Below are 18,401 nucleotides of genomic sequence, written 5' to 3'. Positions count from 1 at the left end.
GGCACTCATTCGTGTTTTCACACGGACCTTCGTGTTTTCACACTGTAGGTCCGCCAATGGATACGGTCGTCTTCGTGCTTTCACACAGAACTTCGTGTTTTCACACGGCCAACGAAAAGCTCACGCCTCTGCATGTCAGCTGAATTCAACGACACCGATCACATCCGCTACTCCGATTCGTGTTTTCACACAGAACTTCGTGTTTTCACACTGTCGAAACAGCCAAGACCGGCGATTGAACCTTTCGTGTTTTCACACTGCTCGCATGCTGTGGACAAAATTTCAAGCGATTCGTGCTTTCACACGGGGGCATACGTGTTTTCACACGGCGCTCTTCGTGTTTTCACACTGTGAACACCTCGCTAAACCGCCATTTGTCTTAGAAACATCAAACACTTGTCAGCCCAGAGATTCACCGTAACCCTGACTCTAACATTATTTAACACCACGCCATCACGCCCGTTCTGTGGATAAGACGCCCAGCTTTAGCCAAAAAACTCCAACGCTCCCGACTATAACCTCGCAATCCAAGCCAAAGAGGCAGACACAATCCCTGAAGCCAGCAAAGAAGGGCTCTCCGGGGCATCCGAGAACGCTGTGGGGTCTGAGCGCTTTCGAAAACGACATCAGTAGGCGGGAACATAGAAAACTTCGTGTTTTCACACTGTGGGGCGGGAGCCCCTGTTCCAATCGAGACAAAACCAACAAATTCAACTATTTCTGTTCGTGATACCAACTGATACTCGAAATCTAGCACCGTCTGAAACCGGCACCAGATTCGTGTTTTCACACTGTAACCATAAAATCCATAGCCCCTGCCGACACCAGCTGTCGACACGACCCGCGCACCACGCCCCCCCAAGGCAGATGTCTGACACAAAAAACAACCCGTAGATGAACTCGCTACGCGTTTACCGAGAATGTGTTTCGCTGCTTCCGATACAGATCGACATTGAGAGGGTGAAAACCGTGCAGGCCTTGGTATTTGCGAACCAGAAGGGCGGCGTCGGCAAGAGTGCGCTCCTGTGCCAATTCGCCCACCATCTCAAAGAGCAGGGCCGACGCGTCTTCGTGATAGACCTTGACCACCAGGCCAATTCGACAAAAGCCCTATCACAGCATCCAGATACGACGATTTCGCCATTTTCGGCAACCGATGTGCTGGAGGGGAGGGCGATTGCACCTCCAAACGGTCGGTTGGGCCTGATTCCGGCCGACACAGGCTTAAGTTCCCTCGAACGCATACCTGACCACCATAATGCTTTCGTAACCTCCCTACGGGCGTTTCTGGCGGTATGTCAGAACGCTTATGATGTGTGCCTGATCGATACCAATCCAAATCCCGATATACGATACGCCGCCGCCATGATCTCCGCCGATAAGGTTCTGGCGCCCATCCAGCTCAATCAAGAAGCCATCGATGGGATCGGAGGGATGTTCGGTCACCCACGGTATGGGCTGGTCAAGATCAAGGCCACGTTAAATCCAAACCTGACCTTCATGGGTATTCTTCCCAATCTGGTCGAGCCCACGCCTTTCCAGCGGACCAATTTCGAGACGCTAGTTCGAAGCTATCCCCAATATCTTCTCAAGCTCCAGGACGCCCCTTTGCAGTTCGCCTTCGTCCAGAAGCGCTCCGCCATAGCCGAGGCCCAGGCGGGTGGGCAATTCGTCGCCGATTTGCGCAAAACCGCCGCGCGCGACGCCTGGAAGGAAATCAAACCCGTCTTCGACATAATTGAGAAACAACTTCTTTAGGATAGCCCGGATGCCTATCGATCTGTCCGCCCTTGACCAACCCTTCCATCCGGTTGGCACGCCCCTGCACCTGCCTCTCTCTCAGATCGACGAAGATCCGGACCAGCCACGGAAGATTTTCACGCCTGAAGACCTGACGCGCATCGCGGAAAGCATAAGGCGGCGCGGTGTGCGATCCCCCGTCTCTGTCAGACCTCATCCTACTGAGCCCGGACGCTACATGCTCAACCATGGGGCCCGCCGATACCGCGGATCAGCGATGGCAGGGAACGCGACCATTCCGGCTATAATCGACGAAACACACACCGACTATGATCAGGTGGTCGAGAATCTGCAGCGGGATAATCTCAAGCCGATGGAGCTGGCCGAGTTCATAGGGCGTAAGATCGCCGCCGGCGACAAGAAGGCCTTTATCGCGCGCCAACTCGGTGTCGATGCCTCCATCATAACCCAGCATCTGGCCCTCGTTGATCCGCCAGCCTGCATTCGGGAAGTCTACGCGTCAGGCCGCTGCCAATCGCCCAAAACCCTCTACGACCTGCGCATGCTCTATGAGGCCTATCCCGATCAGATCATAGTCTGGTGTTCGAAAGCCGGGGAGGTAACACGCAGAAGCGTTGCCAAGCTCGGTGATGCCTTGAAATCCGCGGGTTCGGCGGTGATTGGCGAACCTGATAAGGCAGGGGCATCTCCTGCCCGGTTTCGTCGGCGTCCAGATGCTCCGGATGGTCAGGCGAAAGCGGTGGGTGCTTTGGTGACCGACCCGCAGGTCTGGGTCGATTGTGGCGGACGCCCGGCGCAACTCATTCTTGAGCGCCGCCCACCCAATCCCGATCAGGTTTACGTGAGGATCGAGGGGGCTGTGGGCGATGAAGCGGTGAGTGCTGGGGCGTGCCGTTTGATCGCGGTGAAATCCGGCACGAGCTGAGGCTTCGCCCTCAAACCTCCTTTGGCTCCTCGACCATGAGGAAATAGGGACGGTATTTCGGGTCATCCCAGCCCTTGGTCCAGGGCAATACTGCACGATTAAGCGCCGCTTCAAACACCTCATCCGGGCCGTCGGCGAACAAGGTGCGCATCATAAACGTATAGGCGCGGTCTACCGAGCCGATCATCAGCGCTTTCATTTCGTCCTGGCTTATCCGAGATATCTCAGTCCATGGGATGCTATTTCCGTCGGCATCAACGACGTATACATCGGAGAAATCTCCGATCCGCGATATCGGTGTGATGCCGGCATGCAGGCCTTCGAGTTCTCCACGCCGAACACAGGCGGCAACCATTAATTTGGCGAGAGTCTTGGCGAACTCAGTTGTTTGAGCGTCCATTGCGACGGGGCCTTTCGGTTCAGGAGGGTTCGCAAATCCTATCCTACAACCCGTCCCAGCGCCATCTACGGTTCGTGGAGTCGCAACTATCATCCCTAAAGGTAGTGACGATTTTGTGATTCCCGCGAGGCGATAGTTTGGGGTAGCCTGTCAGTGCGAGCCGGATCATCCCCCCCCCTTAAATCCGGGACGCCAAAATGGGCACCCTAGCCCCTATGGGTGCCCATTTTCATGTCAGAACAACTTGCTGGTATTTATCAGCCGCGCAATTTATCGACCAGAAGCTTCCCTGACCGGAAGGCACCCGCCAATGACCCCGGAAACCGGGCATCGAAGCTGTCGCCACAAACGCCAATCGGCCCTTGCCAGAACGGCTCGGGACGCCGGTAACCGGGAAAGAGGGCGGAATAGGCCCCACGCGCGTACGGGTTCGATAGCCATTTCGTGACGACCGGTTCCGACGCCAAATGTGACTCGAAATCTTTCAGCTCAGCAACCGGCGCAAGGACGGCCTTGGCATATTCAAGAGCCTCGGCGGGTGATAGGGTTTCCGAATAATCAGCCCTGTCGCCGGTTGTAAACAAGGTAATCAGCGGGCTACCCGCGCCCCGGATGTGCGCAAAGTGCGGCACGTTTTCGAGCACCTGAACGCTCAAATCGGTGGGAATCTTGCGAGATCTGAAAAAATCCGGCTGAAGCTCCAGAATGATCTTATTCATCCGGCTGACCAGCAGACCTTGCGTGGCACTCGCAATCCTCATCTCCAGATCGGGGTCCAGCAACAGCTGTCCAGTCCTAAGAACGCCGAGGCTCGCCGTCACGATGGCGCGGTCCGATCGTTCTCCATCCACGACGGCGCTCCAAGCTGAAACTGTCACGGACCTCACCGGTCGATTGAGGTGAATATGCTCCCGTCCCACTGCGTCGGCCATCGCCGCCACGAGACTAGCCATGCCGCCCGTCAGCTGAAAGCCGCCGGGCGTGCTTTCATCGGTCAGAAATTCGTAAGCCGATGGCTCAACAGGCGCTTGAAGGCCGTTCCACCCCTGACCAAAACGCTGCAACACCTTGCGTGACGGCTCGTTGCGCCCGATTTGCGAAAGGGGCAGATCGTTGATCTTGCCCGACAGGATGGCATTGGCCTTCGTCTGGTTGATTGCGTGATGCATGAAGTCGTCACTCAGGGAGCGGACCTGCCCGCCTTCATAGATCCGCATAGCCTCGCTTTTGTCTTCCTTACCGCTGAGATTCTGCGACCGCACGAACTCGCCAAGCTCGCTATCCTCAGCATGCAGCCAGTGCGGTCCCAGATCGGCCGCTACGCCGCTTGGAAATACATGGGTTTGTGCTCGCCCGCCTATGGTGTTGGTCGCCTCAAGGATCGAATAGCTCATTCCTCGCGCCTTAAGCGCAAGGGCCGCAGACAGGCCCGATAAGCCTGCACCTATGATCGTAACGTGCTTTTTCTCCATTTCAGACCCTTCCAATGACGGGCAAGTTCGAAAGCGTAAGGCGGAACAGACCCGCTCCAATCCTGATCTCTCCGCCGATCAAGCATGATATCTGGTGGCCTTATGCGGTCGGACGAAGTGTAGGCAGGCCGTCTCGGTTACTCGTCACCCGATATCCAAAATGTCCATCGGGCGTAGGGCCGCGGGTCAACCTAACAGGATCTCTGAATTCCGGCTTGGCAATCACGGCCAATCCATCAGGAAAGACGGCACCTTCGGGCCGGCCTATTTCTTCTTTCAGGCGCTGGAACCGTTCAGGGGGCAGAGGTTCAATCTCGATCTGTTCGCCATTTAAATCGTGGGAGAGGAATTTGGTGAGGACCCTCAAGGCGATCCCCTGCTCCATAGCGTAGACAAATCCTGACCCCAAGTCCGTTTGACGCTGGCGTTGATCCTCAAGCGCGGTAAGCCAATATTGACCGCGCCACTCAAACCGCATGAAACCTATGCTATCGGGCCCGTCGCCAGTACGGATTTGCTCCCCCAAGGTTTCGCTGTGAACCAATGCAAATGCCGTGACGTAGTTATTTCTCTGAATTTCATCTTTTCCTTGCTTTGTTTGCGGTTTGAAGCGACGTCGAAAAGGTACGTGAGTAAAGTGAATACGCAGGTCCGCTTGGGTTGACGACGAGAGGTAGCTGCCGACGCAATATCCATGAGTGGCAATGATGCCGCCAATCGGATAACCGATATGAGGATGCACTTGGTCTAGGTATCCCGCTTCCACCCGAGCATTGAAGGCGGTTGAGGTTGCCAGTCGTGATCCTTTGGACTCAACAAGTGCACAGCTAAAGTCCTTGTCAAGAAACACGAAGTCAGGCGACTTACGATACCTCGGTCGTCCACCCTTTAGGCGCTCAAAGTGCGAAAACCAGACGTAGTTTTCCTGCACCATAGCGAGATAGGCGAGCCCCGCCGCGACTGTCCCGGTGAAATAGTTATCGACGAAGTCCTTAAACCGCTTGCCACCAGTGTCGATTGCGAAATTGTCGCTGACGTCGTCGACATATTGCCGAATTAGAGCCCGAGTCATTTCGGATTCGGGCGTGACCAGTGAGGTGTCGATATGGTGCAGGTGGCTGCAACGTGCCGTCGCAGCGAACAAATCGAAGGCATTAAATCTGAGCGCCGATAAACTGGGACGCCGGGAGATGGCCCATGGACTGAGATGGAGGTGAGGCCTCCGTCTACTGACGCCGATCGTTTTTTCTTTCCTATCCCAGGCCACTATCGCTCCCCATCGTTCAGTAGGTCGGTATGATTGTCATTTGCGGGAGTGGGCGCGGCGCCGACGCGGTGACATCGATCTTCTTGTCGTCCTTCCATTCGGCACCCTTCAGTTCCAGAGCACTGACAATGTCCATGGCCTCCTGCCTCTTCGGTATTGACCCGAAAGGGTAGGCCGGTGCTCTCGTTTTGATGTTCGTTCGCAGTGCGTATGCACTGGCGTAGTCGGGAATGGGGGGGCTCGGGCTGCCAGCGACCCGCTTGGCATACCCCTGATAGGCCGCGGCCAGACTGCGCCAGCGAATCCAGTAGTGGTTCTCGAACGAAAAGCCGTCAAAAGCCTCACCGGCGAGCGTGCCCTTGCCGGCAATACTGGTCAGGACCGGTTGCGGCATGTTGAGGTTCAGGCCACCTTCATCCGCGTTTAGCCGGACCTGAACAATTCGATCCCGATAGCCGGGTGCGCGCGATTGCAGAAGATCGCGCCAGTTCTGCATGGTGGAAATGATGCTGAGCAGGAAATTGCCGATCTCGGTCGTGGCCGACTTGGCGGCAATCGGATTGTAGCGGCGCTGCCAGCCCTCATTATTGCCCTTCGGCAAATAGACATCGCTCCCCTTTTCCATCCCTTCATCGTTCGCACTGTCGACAAGATCGATCGCAAAGGTCGGCCAACTGGGTAGGGGGGCGTCGAACAGATGGACAGGGAAGTTGCTGCTGATCCCGCCGTCCGAGAACCAGCAGACCCGAAATCGCGTGATGTCGCCCGAACCTCGTCGGCCCCCCAAGGCAAGCCCGCTGGCACTGTCTTCAACTGATTTTTCCATGGGCGCGTCGGCCAGATTGGGCGTTGCCGCAGCCTTCATGTCCCCGCCAGAAGCCCATTGATCCGGCTCGTAAAGCGGAACCGCGCTGATCAGCAGCGGAAAGCTCAGGCTCATGCGCATACCAACAAGAACCGGTAGTTCACCGTCGGGCGGCAGCGTAAAATAGGTCACCCCGCTGATCTCCGCCTTCTGGGCCTTCCTCACCATGTAATCGACGACCGCTTTTGGAAACAACAGGTCGAAATCCTCACGGCGAAACCAGAAGCCGCCCGTTTCAAACGGCAGGGTCCGCGGTTCGTTGTGCGATAGCCCGCTCGTGATCATCTGTAGCGACAAGGCTTTGGCCGTCACAGGCTCCTGATCGTAACGTGGGGCGTCCCAAAGGTCCTTGAAAGTCAGCGGCGCATCATCGAGTTTCCCCGACAAGGACTGCAACCGGGCATGAAGCCAGTCCGTCAGGCCGGGTTTCGGGTTCTGGAAAAGCCGCTTTACTGACCGTCCTGAGCATAGGCCCATCCTGTTTTTGCGAACGAGCCCTGCGGTCTTGGTAATGGAGAACCAAACGCCCGCCGCGCCAGCGCAAAGAAGCGAAGGCAGAAAGGCCCCAGCTATGCCGGGCACCCCGGCACAGCCGTATCCCACGGCCAGAAGGCCTAACAACACAAATAAGGTGCGTGTGGGGGCTATGGTGACGATGGCGATGACAGGGGCAATAGCCTTGCGCAGTTTGCCCCAGACCGTCTTGGTTCCTGCCGCCATCACCACGAGACATCGATAGGCATTGCCAGCACCGTTTACAGGCTGAAACAGGCTGTAGATGAACCCTTTTGTCGCCAGTTCGGCGGCAACTTTTTCAAGCCCTTTGAAGCCCAATGCCTCAGATTTCAGGCTCGGATTTGCATGTTGAACGCGGTCACCTACGGCGGCCGCGGCGACGACCGCCGCTGCAATGGCGCCTGCCGAGGTTCCGCCAATCTGCTTGAACCGGTAGCTTTTCGACAGGGCCAGAGCAGCCGTCGGATATACCAGGCCGCTCGTAATTCCACCTTTCATAACGAGGTCACAGTACTTGGTCGGCATCAGGTCTCCCGCCACTCGGATGGTGATGAACAATATCGATTTAGATAAGCGAGGCCGCTCTATTGGCGTGGGGCCCCCGGCATAGTTTCAAGCTCCCAAAGAGCCTCTTCACTTGTCGTATCGACCGCGTATCCACTGGGCGCCGAAACGAGCGTCGATGTCCCGGGCACGCGGGCGACTCCCCTCGCAATCAATGGCATCTGAGCCTCCCCTTCCGCTGAATGAAGGGCGTAACACAGTTTTTTGCGCCGCACAATCATGGCGAGTTTTGTTGTTAGATTGCAACCCTAATCTTGCGGGGCTCGATAGGTGGGTCTTCGTGCCTGAGGCGCAAACCTATTCCGCCATTGTCAGCCGGAAGCGCCCGGCGGGCGCGGGCGCCTCCAGTTCAACGGTCTCGTTCTGGTCGAGCCAGGAGGCCCAGTCGTCCGGCTCCAGCATCACAGGCTCTCGATTGTGAATGCTGACCATGTCCGCGCCGGACGCCCGCGTCAGGATCGTAAACGAGGTCACGGGTCCATCGGTTGTTTCGCACTGGTCCCAGAGGCCTGCGAAAACCATCGGATGGTTATCCGCACGCGTAATCTGCCATCGTTGCTTCTTCTTGGAATCGGTTGGATGGGCACCGCTCCATTCGTAAAATGCAGCTACCGGCACCAAGGCGTGTTTGGTCCGCCAAGGTTGGCGAAACGTAGGCTTCGAAGCGGCTTCCTCGACCCGCGCATTGAACGTCGTGGCTTTCCATTCCTTGATGCTGCCCTTGTACCAGCCAGGAATCAGGCTCCAGCGCGCGTCGATCTCTTCATAACCTTGCCGAGCCGACGTGGCCCGCAAGATGGGGTAGTCATTGGTAGGGAATACCTCACGGGCGGGCTTACCCGTTGGTTCAGACGGAACAAAGCCGCCGAGCAGTTCGGCAAGTTCGCTCCACTTCTCATTGGGGCCTTTGAAACGTCCGCACATCGTCAGGGTCCTTTTCTCATCTGCCAGATTGCCAGCTCATCTGTATGCAATTGTTCCGGGTGGTCGCGGGAGATGGCACTCAACCTGCGCCAAACCCGCCATTAGAGGAAGAGGGGGCTTCGAGGATTTTGACGGAAATGAGCTGAGAGAGAGGCTTTCAGCAGTCCGTCAGGAGCCATACCATGACGATTTCCAACAACGCCGTTCCGCTCAGCCGTTCGGCCGATATCCCTTTCAACAAGCTTGTTCTTTCCCAGTCGAACGTCCGCCAGATCAAGGCAGGCCTCTCAGTAGATGAGCTTAGCGAAGACATTGGCTTGCGCGGGCTGGTGCAAAGCCTGAATATCCGTCCGATCCTCGACGGCGACGGTAATGAGACCGGCAAATACGAAGTGCCTGCCGGCGGCCGACGCTTTCGGGCCCTCGAACTGCTCGTCAAGGCCAAGCGGATGCGCAAAGACGCTTTGGTGCCTTGCGTCATAAAGGATAGGTCGGTCACGACTTCCAGCGAAGACGACAGCCTGGCTGAGAATACCCACCGCCAACCCCTGCATCCGCTCGACCAATACCGGGCATTTCTGACGCTCAGGCGCCAGAATATGAGCGAGGAAGACATTGCCGCGCGCTATTTTGTAAGCGTCACCGTGGTCAAACAACGACTTCGGCTGGCAGCCGTATCCCCACTGCTGCTGGATCTGTATGCCGCAGACGAATTGACCCTTGAACAACTGATGGCGTTTTCAGTGACTGGCGACCATCAACGCCAGGAAGACGTCTGGAACCAGATCAAAGACGGCCCGACATGGCAGCGCGACCCCTATCATCTACGCCGTCATTTGACGGAAGCTTCAGTTCCCGCAACCGACCGACGGGCACGTTTTGTCGGCATTGAAGCTTATCAGGCCGCAGGCGGAGAGGTGCTTACGGACCTGTTTTCCGCCGATGACGGTGGCCGGTTCCAGGATTCCGGCCTCCTCGACCGCCTTGTTGCCGAAAAGCTCGGCGCCATTGCGCAAGGGCTTCAGGGCGATGGCTGGAAGTGGATCGAAGTTCTGGCTTCTTTGCCGTTCAACCACATGGACGGCCTGAGACGCCTTACGCTGGCTGGACCGGCCCTCAGCGAGGAAGATCAGTTCGCCCTGGATGCGTTGAAGGCTGAAGTCAGCGCGATCGAGCAGGCGTTTGAAGAGTACGAAGACTATCCGGAAGAAGCCGATCTGCGTCTTGGCGAACTGGAAACGGCCATCGAAGCGCTCGAAGGCAGCTATGAGCCGAGTTTTGATCCTGCCGAAATTGGCCGCGCAGGTGTCATCGTCTCCCTCGACCGTAACGGTGAGGCCATGATCCTCAAAGGCTATGTTCGCCCTGAAGATGAGATCAGCCCTGAGGGCGAAGCGACCCAAGGCGATGGCGAAGTGCCCACATCGTCGGGTGAGACCCCAGTGATCATCCTCGGCACGCCGACCTCCAAGCCCGAACCAGCGCCCGAGGAGGCCGAAGGCGATGCTATTCGACCCCTGCCTGAACGGCTTGTTTTGGAGTTGACGACCTTCGGTACGGTCGCGCTTCGCGACGCCATCGCCCGTAACCCGCGTGTGGCGATGACCGCGTTGCTGCACAAGCTGGTGGGCGACACCTTCCAGCAACGTCACTCCGGCGCATGCTTTCAGGTCGCGGTTCTGCCGCCGCAACTCGTGGGGAAGGCTCAGAAAGACCTGGATGAAACCGTTCCCGCGGCATCCATGGCCCGTCGAAAGGAGTTATGGGCCGAGGTTCTGCCCCACGACGATCAGGCTCTGTGGGACTGGTTGCAGGGCGAGAGCGAAGAGGTCCGTGCCGACCTTCTGGCCTTCTGCGTCAGCTTCGGCATCAACGCGCTGACGGAACGGGCTGATGCCTATGGCGCAGGTGCGAGCCAATACGCGCTCGATTGCCGGCAGAGACAGGCCGTGCGGATCGCGCAGGCCACGGATCTCGATCTCGTGGCCCTCGGTTGGCGGCCAACCGCCGAAACCTACCTCAACCGCGTCCCGCGCGTCAGGATTCTGGAAGCTGTACGCGAAGCCTGCGGCGAGCGCACCGCGCAAATGATGGACCATCTGAAGAAGGGCGACATGGTCACCGAGGCAGAGCGTCTGCTTGCCGATACCGGCTGGCTGCCTGAACCCCTGCGAGCGCTAAATGCGGACAAGATTGAAAGCCCGCAAGCGCAGGACGAGGCCTTGCCGTCCTTCCTCAGCGACCTTGGCGATGGCGCTGATACCGACACCCCGGTTGCCGCCGAGTGATGAACGCTCCGGAGCCCGGTTCAGGCCGGGCTCCCCCCTCAAATTCCTGTTTAGGAGCCTGCCATGGCCGACTACTTTACCCACTTTTCTTGCATTCTCGAATTACACACGGCGGAGAACGCCGACCAGGCAATGGAAATCTACCGCTCGTTAGAGGTCGAGTACGAAGCGGACGGGTTCGACGTCCTCTTCGCCGCGTCCATCGGCCAGGACTCGCCGACGCTTATCTGGATAAGGGACGACACTTCAGGCGACCCGGACCACGCCATTGATTTCGTTTGCCGCTGCGCGAAGGCGCTCAAGCTTTCAGGCTGGTGGGGCATCGAATGGGCAAATACCTGTAGCGCGCAACGCCGTGATGCCTTTGGCGGCGGGGCATGCGTCGTCAACTTGACTACAGCGAAGGTGTCTTCGACCATCTCCACCAACGCCTGGCTGACCTCCAAGCTTGCAAGGAGAGCCGGACATGCCTGAGATTGTCGAGGTTTCCGTCTTCCGTTTTGATGAACTGGACGATGAAGCAAAGGCCAAAGCCCGCGACTGGTACCGGGAGGGCGCGTTTGATTATCCCTGGTACGAGTTCGTCTACGATGACTTCGAACGCATCTGCGACCTGATCGGCATCCGCCTTAAATCCTCCGCCGTCCGACTGATGGGCGGCGGTACACGGCCTAAGCCGAACATCTATTTCCGTGGCTTCTGGTCTCAGGGTGATGGCGCCTGCTTTGAAGGTCAGTACACTTATCGCAAGGGGGCCGGACGGGCGATCCGCGAACATGCCCCGACCGATCGTGACCTCCATCGCATCGTTGACGACCTCACCGGTGTTCAGCGCCGGAATTTCTACCAGCTCACCGCAAATGCCACGCATCGTGGTCACTATTACCACGAGTACTGCATGTCCATCGACGTCGAGCGCGACAGCCCAAACTGCATGGATCTGTCATCGGATGCCGAAGAGGTGGTGAAGGAGGCCCTGCGCGATCTGGCGCGATGGCTTTATCGCCAACTGGAGCGTCAATACGACTACCTAAACAGCGACGCCTGCATTGACGAGGTAATCGAGGCCAACGGCTACAGGTTCAGGGAAGGGGGCAGCTTCTACGGTTGAGGCCTGCGCCGCGGGAGATCGTACGCCGCATGCGCTGTCAGGCCGGCGATAGAGGCAGAGAGGGCCGGGGCGGAATCGGGCCCAAGGCGTTCTAAAGAAAGTTTTGGGTCCCTCACCCTTGCCAATGGAGATACCCGATGACCGCTCTGACATCCCCCGCCCAGTCCCGACCTGTCGCTACCATCGTACCCGAGGAGCGCCGTTGTCCTTTCTTGCCGAACCTGTTCGGCGAGCGTCAATTTCTCATCGCCGAGCACACTCTCTACAGCCTGATGGGGTGGCTCAGCCCCGAAGATTACAATGGCGGCTTCTGGGACTTTTACGAGTTGGACGGCCAGCCGCTCTACCTCGTACCGCCTGAGAAAGACCGCTACCGCATCGCCTGCGATACCAACGGCTTTGAAGGCGAAGTGTCTGCCGATGCCGCTGGCATCATCGCCACCCTGTTCACTTTCTCACATATGTCGTTCAAGGCGCAGTCGGACCATCTGGCCGACGGCTACCAACGTCTGTTCGACTATGCGTGCGAGCATCCGGACGCCTCGGCCATCTTGGGCGCTATCGACTGAGTTTTGAATATCATCTCCTCTTTACGGCGTCTGACCTTCGGGTTGGGCGCCTTTTTCTTTTCCGGCGTGATCAGAGGCAGAGGGGGCGAGGGGGTTTTGTGAGTTCGGGGACCTGAGAGAGAGGCCACGGCTCGTTCTTCAACCTCATTTGCCAGGATATCCCCGATGAACGCTCTGCCTTCAGCCATTGGCTTCACTGAACCCCAACCTTCCTCCCGATCACGGCTCGCCACCAGTGCGGCCATGGCCACGATCGACGCTGCCATTGCCCTTCTCCCCATCATGGAAACCGGCGCACGCGTTGACGCCGCCGCTATCCGGTCAGTCATGACTGAAGCCTTCAGAGGCACAGATGCCGAAGGGGCGTGGGACTGGAAGACCGCCTACGACGCCTGTGAGGTCGCAAGTGTCCTTTTCATCCGCAAGTACGGCCAGGCTTTGCGGCGTAAGGTGCCGCCGGCCTCGGCATTGCTGCCTACCTTACACAAGGTCGCAGGGCTTCTCCCCACCCATACCCGCCGGTCGATCGACAGCGAAACCTATCAGCAGTTCTCGACCCCCTTGCCTTTGGGCTGGGTGGGCGCCGCTGCCGCCATGATCGAGGCCACGGATACGGTGCTCGAACCCTCGGCCGGCACAGGCATGCTGGCGGTCCTTGCCGAAATGATGGGGGCAGGGCTCGTCTTAAACGAGTTGGAGCCGGGCCGGGCCGATGTGCTCGATCTTCTGTTCCCCAAGGCCGAACGCTCGCGCTTTGACGCGGCTCAGATCGACGACTACCTCGACCCCGTACTGAAACCTTCGGTCATCCTTATGAACCCGCCGTTTTCGGTGCTGAAGGGCGTCACGGGCTCCGTCCGGGGCGCTGCCATGAAGCATATCCGCTCAAGCTTGGCGCGTCTGGCCGATGGCGGCAGGCTCGTGGCCATCACCGGTGCTGGCCTGTCGCCGGATGCCGCCGAATGGCGCGAGGCCTTCATCGAGCTTCAGGCTACGGCCAAGGTGGTGTTCTCCGCCGCAATCGACGGGCGAGTCTATGCCAAGCATGGCACCACGGTGGAAACCCGCCTGACCGTCATCGACAAGGTGCCGGCTGACGATCCGTCAATCCTCGTCTCCTCGCAAGGCTTGGCCCCTGATGTCGAGACCCTGATGGCTTGGGTTTCCACGCATACTCCACCTCGTCCACCCGTGACATCGGCCAGCCCGCCCAAGGGTGAGACCCTGCAATCAGCCTTTGCCAAGGCCTTGGTCAGAAACATGGCACCGCCAAAACGCGCCGCGGCTCAAGCGGAAATCGCCGGTGTGGAGATCGCCTACGAGGTCAAGGATTGGTCCGCTGATGCAGGCGTCCGCCTGACCGAGGCTGTCTATGAGCCCTATACCCTACAAAGCATCTCTATCCCTGGAGCGAAACCGCACCCGACCACGCTCGTTCAATCGGCGGCCATGTCATCGGTGGCACCGCCGAAACCCAGCTACCGCCCACACTTACCGGCAGGCGCCGTGGAAAACGGGCTATTGTCAGACGCCCAGCTCGAATCCGTCATCTATGCCGGTGAAGCCCACAGCGCCCACCTGTCTGGCTGGTGGAGTGTCGATGAGACCTTTGATGTGGTGTCCGCCGCTTCTGAAGGCGGGGAGGGTGCCTTTCAATTTCGCCGGGGCTGGTTTTTGGGCGATGGCACCGGTGCCGGCAAGGGCCGGCAATCAGCGGCTATCATTCTTGACAACTGGCTGAAGGGCAAGCGCCGGGCGCTGTGGATTTCAAAATCCGATAAGCTCCTCGAAGATGCGCAGCGCGACTGGTCGGCCTTGGGCCGGGAACGTCTGGAGGTCACCCCGCTATCGCGCTTCAAGCCCGGCGCTGAGGTCACGCTTGATGAAGCGGTTTTGTTCACCACCTACGCCACTTTGCGCTCCGAGGAGCGCGGCACCAAGAAATCGCGCATTCAGCAGATCGTCGACTGGCTTGGCCGCGACTTCGATGGCGTGATCATCTTCGATGAGGCCCACAGCATGCAAAATGCCGCAGGCGGCTCGTCTGAGTGGGGTGACTCGGAGGCTTCACAGCAGGGGAGGGCAGGCCTTCGCCTGCAACACGCCCTGCCCAATGCCCGTGTGGTCTATGTCTCGGCCACCGGAGCCACCAACGTCCATAATCTCGCCTACGCGCAACGCCTCGGCCTCTGGGGCGGCGATGACTTCCCGTTCGCGACGCGCGGCGATTTCATCTCGGCCATTGAGAATGGCGGTGTGGCCGCCATGGAGGTGCTCGCCCGCGATCTGCGGGCCATGGGCCTCTATACGGCCCGCTCGCTGTCCTACGAGGGCGTCGAATACGACATGTTGGTCCATGAACTGACGCCCGAGCAGGTGCGCATCTATGATGCCTATGCCGAAGCCTTCGCCGTCATCCATAATAACCTTGATGCCGCGATGAAGGCCGCCAATGTCACGGGCGATACTGGCACCATGAACCGGCAGGCGAAGTCGGCTGCCAAGAGCGCGTTTGAAAGCACGAAGCAGCGCTTCTTCGGCCATCTTCTCACCAGCATGAAGACGCCGACCCTGCTACGCGCCATCCAGCAAGACCTCGATGCCGGGCACGCCAGCGTCATTCAGATCGTCTCAACCGGCGAGGCCTTGACCGAACGCCGGTTGGCCGAAGTGCCGACCGAGGAATGGAACGACATCCAGATCGACATCACGCCGCGCGAATATGTGCTCGACTATCTGCGCCATTCCTTCCCGGTCCAGTTGTTCGAGCCCTATTCGAACGACGACGGCAAGCTGATGTCGCGCGCGGTCTACCGCGATGGTCAGCCGGTGGAATGCCGCGCTGCGGTCGGGGCGCGCGATAGCCTGATTGAAAAACTGGCGAGCCTGCCCGCCGTTCCGGGTGCGCTTGATCAGATCATTCAGCATTTCGGCACCGATAAGGTGGCTGAAGTGACGGGGCGGTCACGGCGTATCGTGCGCAAGGGTGAGAAATACGTGGTGGAAAGCCGTCCGGGGGCGGCCAACCTCGTTGAAACCCATGCCTTCATGGATGATCGCAAGCCCATCCTGATATTCTCCGAGGCTGGGGGTACGGGGCGCAGCTATCATGCCGAGCTGTCGGCGCAGAACAGACGTCTGCGGGTTCACTATCTGCTGGAGTTTGGCTGGAAAGCCGATGCCGCCGTGCAAGGTCTGGGGCGCACTAACCGCACCAATCAGGCACAGCCGCCCCTGTTCCGGCCTATCGCCACCAATGTTAAGGCCGAGCGGCGGTTCTTAGCCACCATCGCACGACGCCTCGACACGCTAGGGGCTTTGACACGCGGTCAGCGCCAGACGGGGGGGCAGGGGCTGTTTCGCCCTGAGGACAATCTGGAGAGCGTCTACGGTCGCGACGCCCTGCGCCAGCTCTACAAGATGATCTATTCTGGCAAGCTTGAGGGCTGCTCCCTGATCAAGTTCGAGCAGATCACGGGATTGAAGCTTGGCGATGAGACAGGCTTGCGAGACGATCTGCCACCCATCAACACCTTCCTCAATCGCCTGTTGGCTTTGACCATTGCCATGCAGGAGCTTCTGTTCACGGCTTTTGAGGAATTGTTATCGGCCAGGATCGAGGGCGCCATCGCCTCGGGCACCTATGAGGTGGGCTTAGAAACGCTTCTGGCCGTAAGCTTCGAGGTGACCGACCGCCGGGTGATCAACGAGCATCCCACCACGGGGGCTAAGACAACCCTAGTCTCTATCCGCCGCAGGCAGAAGAACGAGATCATGTGCGTGGCGGATGTTTTGGAGAAAGCCGAGGCGCGATCGGGTAAGTTCCTCATCAACGAAAAGACAGGCCAGGCCTGCCTGCAGCACCGTGTCCGGGGCCTGATGCTCGATGATGGCAGCGTCGAAGACCGCGTCGCTTTAATTGGACCAAAACAGGAACGATTTACGTCTTTGGCATCTTTGTCTGATAGTGTGTGGGTAGAAACTGACCGCTCCACATTCATTGAGGCCTGGGATACCGAGGTGGCAAGCATTCCTGAATTCGTCGACGACACCATCCATGTTGTGTCTGGCCTTCTGCTGCCGATCTGGAACCGGCTGCCGGGTGAAGGCGGGCGCGTCTACCGTCTTCAGACCGATGAAGGTGAGCGCATTGTCGGTCGCTGGGTGTCTCCAGCATGGGTGGCGACCGCAAGCGCTGTGGGCGGGGTCAATCTGGCCCCTGCTGATGCCCACGCGGCCCTGCTCGACGGCAAGACGATCCTTTCGCTTGCCGATGGTCTCCAGTTGCGACGCGTGAGGGTGATGGGATCGAACCGCATTGAGCTTTCGGGCTTTACCGACAGCATGGTTGACCGGCTGAAGGCCTTTGGCCTCTTCCACGAAATAATCAGCTGGAAGCTTCGCATGTTCGTCCCCGTCTCAACAGATGGTGTCGAAATCCTCACCAAGGTTCTTGACGCCCACCCCATCGACCGGGTCAGCGAAAAGGAGGCGGCGTGATGGCAAGCTTTGACGTCAACGACATATCCGAGAAGCTGGCCGCTCGCGCGGAATCGGTCTGCCGGACCTATCTGCCCAAAGGGCGCAAAGAGGGCAATTACTGGAGAATAGGGGACGCCACAGGCGTCCCCGGACAGTCCCTGCATGTGCGCCTGCGAGGGCCTGCGTCCGGGAAAGGAGCAGCAGGCAGGTGGGTTGATGAGGCAACCGGCGAGTTCGGCGGTCTTCTGGACATTATCCGGCTTAGCCAGGGCATCGGGGACTTCCGCTCTGTTCTCGTCGCAGCCGCCCGCTTCCTCAATCTGCCAGACCCGACGCCGGCAGCTTCCGACAATCCGCGCCGGTCGAACCGTCCGCCCCCCAGTGCGCGCGTGTTTGCCTCCAGACTGTTCACCTCAAGCCGGTCGCTCAAGGGCTCGCTTGGCGAGGCATACCTGAATGAACGTGGCATTGAGCTACAGCCGGATTTCGATGCGTTGCGCTTCCATCCGCGTTGCTTCCATAGCGCCGAGGATCGCAGACGTCCCATCTACTGCCCCGGTCTAATCGCCGCCGTCACGGACCTCGACCAAGAGCTTACGGGCGTAACGCGCACGTATCTCCGGCGCGACGGGCGCGGCAAGGCACCGGTCGAGCCCCAGCGTCGGTCCAAGGGTGACCTTTATGGCAATGGTATCCGCATCGGAGTGGCAGAGGATGTTCAGGCGGTAGGCGAAGGGCTTGAGACCACACTGTCGCTGCGTGCGGCCCTGCCCACCATGCCTCTGGTTTCGGCAACAAGTGCCAACCATTTAGCGGTCCTTCTCTTTCCGCCGGGGCTGAAGACCTTGCTCGTTATCCGCGACAACGACAGCGCAGGCGATATCGCTACTGACGCCCTGTTTGCCCGCGGCCAGGCCGCAGGCTTGGAGGTACACCTGATCGAGCCCGAGCTAGATGACCTCAACAGCGACCTGATGAAACTCGGTCGGCCACGGCTGATCCATCGTGTCCGCGAGCAACTGCCGCAGGCCCTCGTCGAGCGGTTCATGGTGGCCGGCGCTTAAGGCCGGGCTCAAGTCAGCCTCTCGCCCATAATCTGCCCTCGTTGGAAGGGGACCGTGCAGCGGCCTTCTTCAGAGGCGACCGAAACCCAAGGTCCTTGCTGCCCGCAAGGCCTGAAGGCCTCCTCCGCTTTGCTACGGCCGGCGAAAGCGCCGGTGCTGTCAGCAACGCCTTTGGGTGGTTCGTCGCATGAAG

The 18,401-nt window shown here is 58.9% G+C and carries 13 protein-coding genes; 8 read left to right on the top strand and 5 right to left on the bottom strand.

The genetic code is table 11. From position 1 onward, the window contains the following. Nucleotides 1-894: 894 nt before the first annotated feature. Nucleotides 895-1,758 (top strand): ParA family protein, encoded by an 864-nt coding sequence (locus AACH73_RS18920; RefSeq protein ID WP_338736614.1) that lies wholly within the window; start codon nt 895-897, stop codon nt 1,756-1,758. A 10-nt stretch (nt 1,759-1,768) separates the two neighbouring features. Further along, nucleotides 1,769-2,686, top strand: coding sequence for a ParB/RepB/Spo0J family partition protein (locus AACH73_RS18915; RefSeq protein WP_338736613.1), 918 nt, complete (start codon nt 1,769-1,771; stop codon nt 2,684-2,686). A 10-nt stretch (nt 2,687-2,696) separates the two neighbouring features. Here the strand turns inward: AACH73_RS18915 and AACH73_RS18910 are convergent, their stop codons facing one another. From AACH73_RS18910 to AACH73_RS18890, 5 genes are all read right to left on the bottom strand, one after another. After that, the gene (locus AACH73_RS18910; RefSeq protein ID WP_338736612.1) at nt 2,697-3,086 is read right to left on the bottom strand and encodes a hypothetical protein; all 390 of its coding nucleotides are present in this window, start codon (nt 3,084-3,086) and stop codon (nt 2,697-2,699) included. A gap of 257 nt (nt 3,087-3,343) precedes the next feature. Beyond that, complete coding sequence (locus tag AACH73_RS18905; RefSeq protein ID WP_338736611.1) at nt 3,344-4,558, bottom strand: NAD(P)/FAD-dependent oxidoreductase; 1,215 nt, start codon at nt 4,556-4,558, stop codon at nt 3,344-3,346. Nucleotides 4,559-4,658: 100 nt separating this feature from the next. Continuing rightward, nucleotides 4,659-5,702, bottom strand: coding sequence for a hypothetical protein (locus tag AACH73_RS18900; protein ID WP_338736610.1), 1,044 nt, complete (start codon nt 5,700-5,702; stop codon nt 4,659-4,661). Between the two features lie 139 nt (nt 5,703-5,841). After that, nucleotides 5,842-7,731: an RpoH suppressor gene (locus tag AACH73_RS18895; protein ID WP_338736609.1), complete on the bottom strand. Its 1,890-nt coding sequence runs from the start codon at nt 7,729-7,731 to the stop codon at nt 5,842-5,844. Between the two features lie 336 nt (nt 7,732-8,067). Next, nucleotides 8,068-8,694, bottom strand: coding sequence for an SOS response-associated peptidase (locus AACH73_RS18890; RefSeq protein ID WP_338736608.1), 627 nt, complete (start codon nt 8,692-8,694; stop codon nt 8,068-8,070). A 182-nt stretch (nt 8,695-8,876) separates the two neighbouring features. On the opposite strand from AACH73_RS18890, the gene AACH73_RS18885 reads away from it, so the two are divergent. The 6 genes from AACH73_RS18885 to AACH73_RS18860 all read left to right on the top strand — a co-directional run bounded on the left by AACH73_RS18885 (nt 8,877) and on the right by AACH73_RS18860 (nt 18,208). Further along, nucleotides 8,877-10,982: a ParB/RepB/Spo0J family partition protein gene (locus AACH73_RS18885; RefSeq protein WP_338736607.1), complete on the top strand. Its 2,106-nt coding sequence runs from the start codon at nt 8,877-8,879 to the stop codon at nt 10,980-10,982. A 63-nt stretch (nt 10,983-11,045) separates the two neighbouring features. Further along, nucleotides 11,046-11,456: a hypothetical protein gene (locus AACH73_RS18880; protein ID WP_338736606.1), complete on the top strand. Its 411-nt coding sequence runs from the start codon at nt 11,046-11,048 to the stop codon at nt 11,454-11,456. Beyond that, nucleotides 11,449-12,093: an antitoxin of toxin-antitoxin stability system gene (locus tag AACH73_RS18875; protein WP_338736605.1), complete on the top strand. Its 645-nt coding sequence runs from the start codon at nt 11,449-11,451 to the stop codon at nt 12,091-12,093. The genes AACH73_RS18880 and AACH73_RS18875 overlap by 8 nt, the downstream gene beginning before the upstream one ends. 137 nt (nt 12,094-12,230) lie before the next feature. Beyond that, nucleotides 12,231-12,662, top strand: coding sequence for an antirestriction protein (locus tag AACH73_RS18870; protein WP_338736604.1), 432 nt, complete (start codon nt 12,231-12,233; stop codon nt 12,660-12,662). A gap of 243 nt (nt 12,663-12,905) precedes the next feature. Next, nucleotides 12,906-17,162: a strawberry notch family protein gene (locus tag AACH73_RS18865; RefSeq protein WP_338736657.1), complete on the top strand. Its 4,257-nt coding sequence runs from the start codon at nt 12,906-12,908 to the stop codon at nt 17,160-17,162. After that, nucleotides 17,162-18,208, top strand: a complete 1,047-nt coding sequence (locus AACH73_RS18860) for a toprim domain-containing protein (RefSeq protein ID WP_338736603.1) — start codon at nt 17,162-17,164, stop codon at nt 18,206-18,208. The genes AACH73_RS18865 and AACH73_RS18860 overlap by 1 nt, the downstream gene beginning before the upstream one ends. Nucleotides 18,209-18,401: the final 193 nt, after the last annotated feature.

Source organism: Asticcacaulis sp. DW145, assembly GCF_037101385.1.
Lineage (GTDB): Bacteria > Pseudomonadota > Alphaproteobacteria > Caulobacterales > Caulobacteraceae > Asticcacaulis > Asticcacaulis currens.
Note: the sequence above shows the minus strand (reverse complement) of the source record. Positions and strands in the feature narration are given on the sequence as shown.

What these genes read in the sequence shown, in the direction of transcription:
- AACH73_RS18920 (WP_338736614.1), top strand. Translation starts at nt 895, where the DNA reads ATGAACTCGCTACGCGTTTACCGAGAATGTGTTTCGCTGCTTCCGATA.
- AACH73_RS18915 (WP_338736613.1), top strand. Translation starts at nt 1,769, where the DNA reads ATGCCTATCGATCTGTCCGCCCTTGACCAACCCTTCCATCCGGTTGGC.
- AACH73_RS18910 (WP_338736612.1), bottom strand. Translation starts at nt 3,086, where the DNA reads ATGGACGCTCAAACAACTGAGTTCGCCAAGACTCTCGCCAAATTAATG.
- AACH73_RS18905 (WP_338736611.1), bottom strand. Translation starts at nt 4,558, where the DNA reads ATGGAGAAAAAGCACGTTACGATCATAGGTGCAGGCTTATCGGGCCTG.
- AACH73_RS18895 (WP_338736609.1), bottom strand. Translation starts at nt 7,731, where the DNA reads ATGCCGACCAAGTACTGTGACCTCGTTATGAAAGGTGGAATTACGAGC.
- AACH73_RS18890 (WP_338736608.1), bottom strand. Translation starts at nt 8,694, where the DNA reads ATGTGCGGACGTTTCAAAGGCCCCAATGAGAAGTGGAGCGAACTTGCC.
- AACH73_RS18885 (WP_338736607.1), top strand. Translation starts at nt 8,877, where the DNA reads ATGACGATTTCCAACAACGCCGTTCCGCTCAGCCGTTCGGCCGATATC.
- AACH73_RS18880 (WP_338736606.1), top strand. Translation starts at nt 11,046, where the DNA reads ATGGCCGACTACTTTACCCACTTTTCTTGCATTCTCGAATTACACACG.
- AACH73_RS18875 (WP_338736605.1), top strand. Translation starts at nt 11,449, where the DNA reads ATGCCTGAGATTGTCGAGGTTTCCGTCTTCCGTTTTGATGAACTGGAC.
- AACH73_RS18870 (WP_338736604.1), top strand. Translation starts at nt 12,231, where the DNA reads ATGACCGCTCTGACATCCCCCGCCCAGTCCCGACCTGTCGCTACCATC.
- AACH73_RS18865 (WP_338736657.1), top strand. Translation starts at nt 12,906, where the DNA reads ATGGCCACGATCGACGCTGCCATTGCCCTTCTCCCCATCATGGAAACC.
- AACH73_RS18860 (WP_338736603.1), top strand. Translation starts at nt 17,162, where the DNA reads ATGGCAAGCTTTGACGTCAACGACATATCCGAGAAGCTGGCCGCTCGC.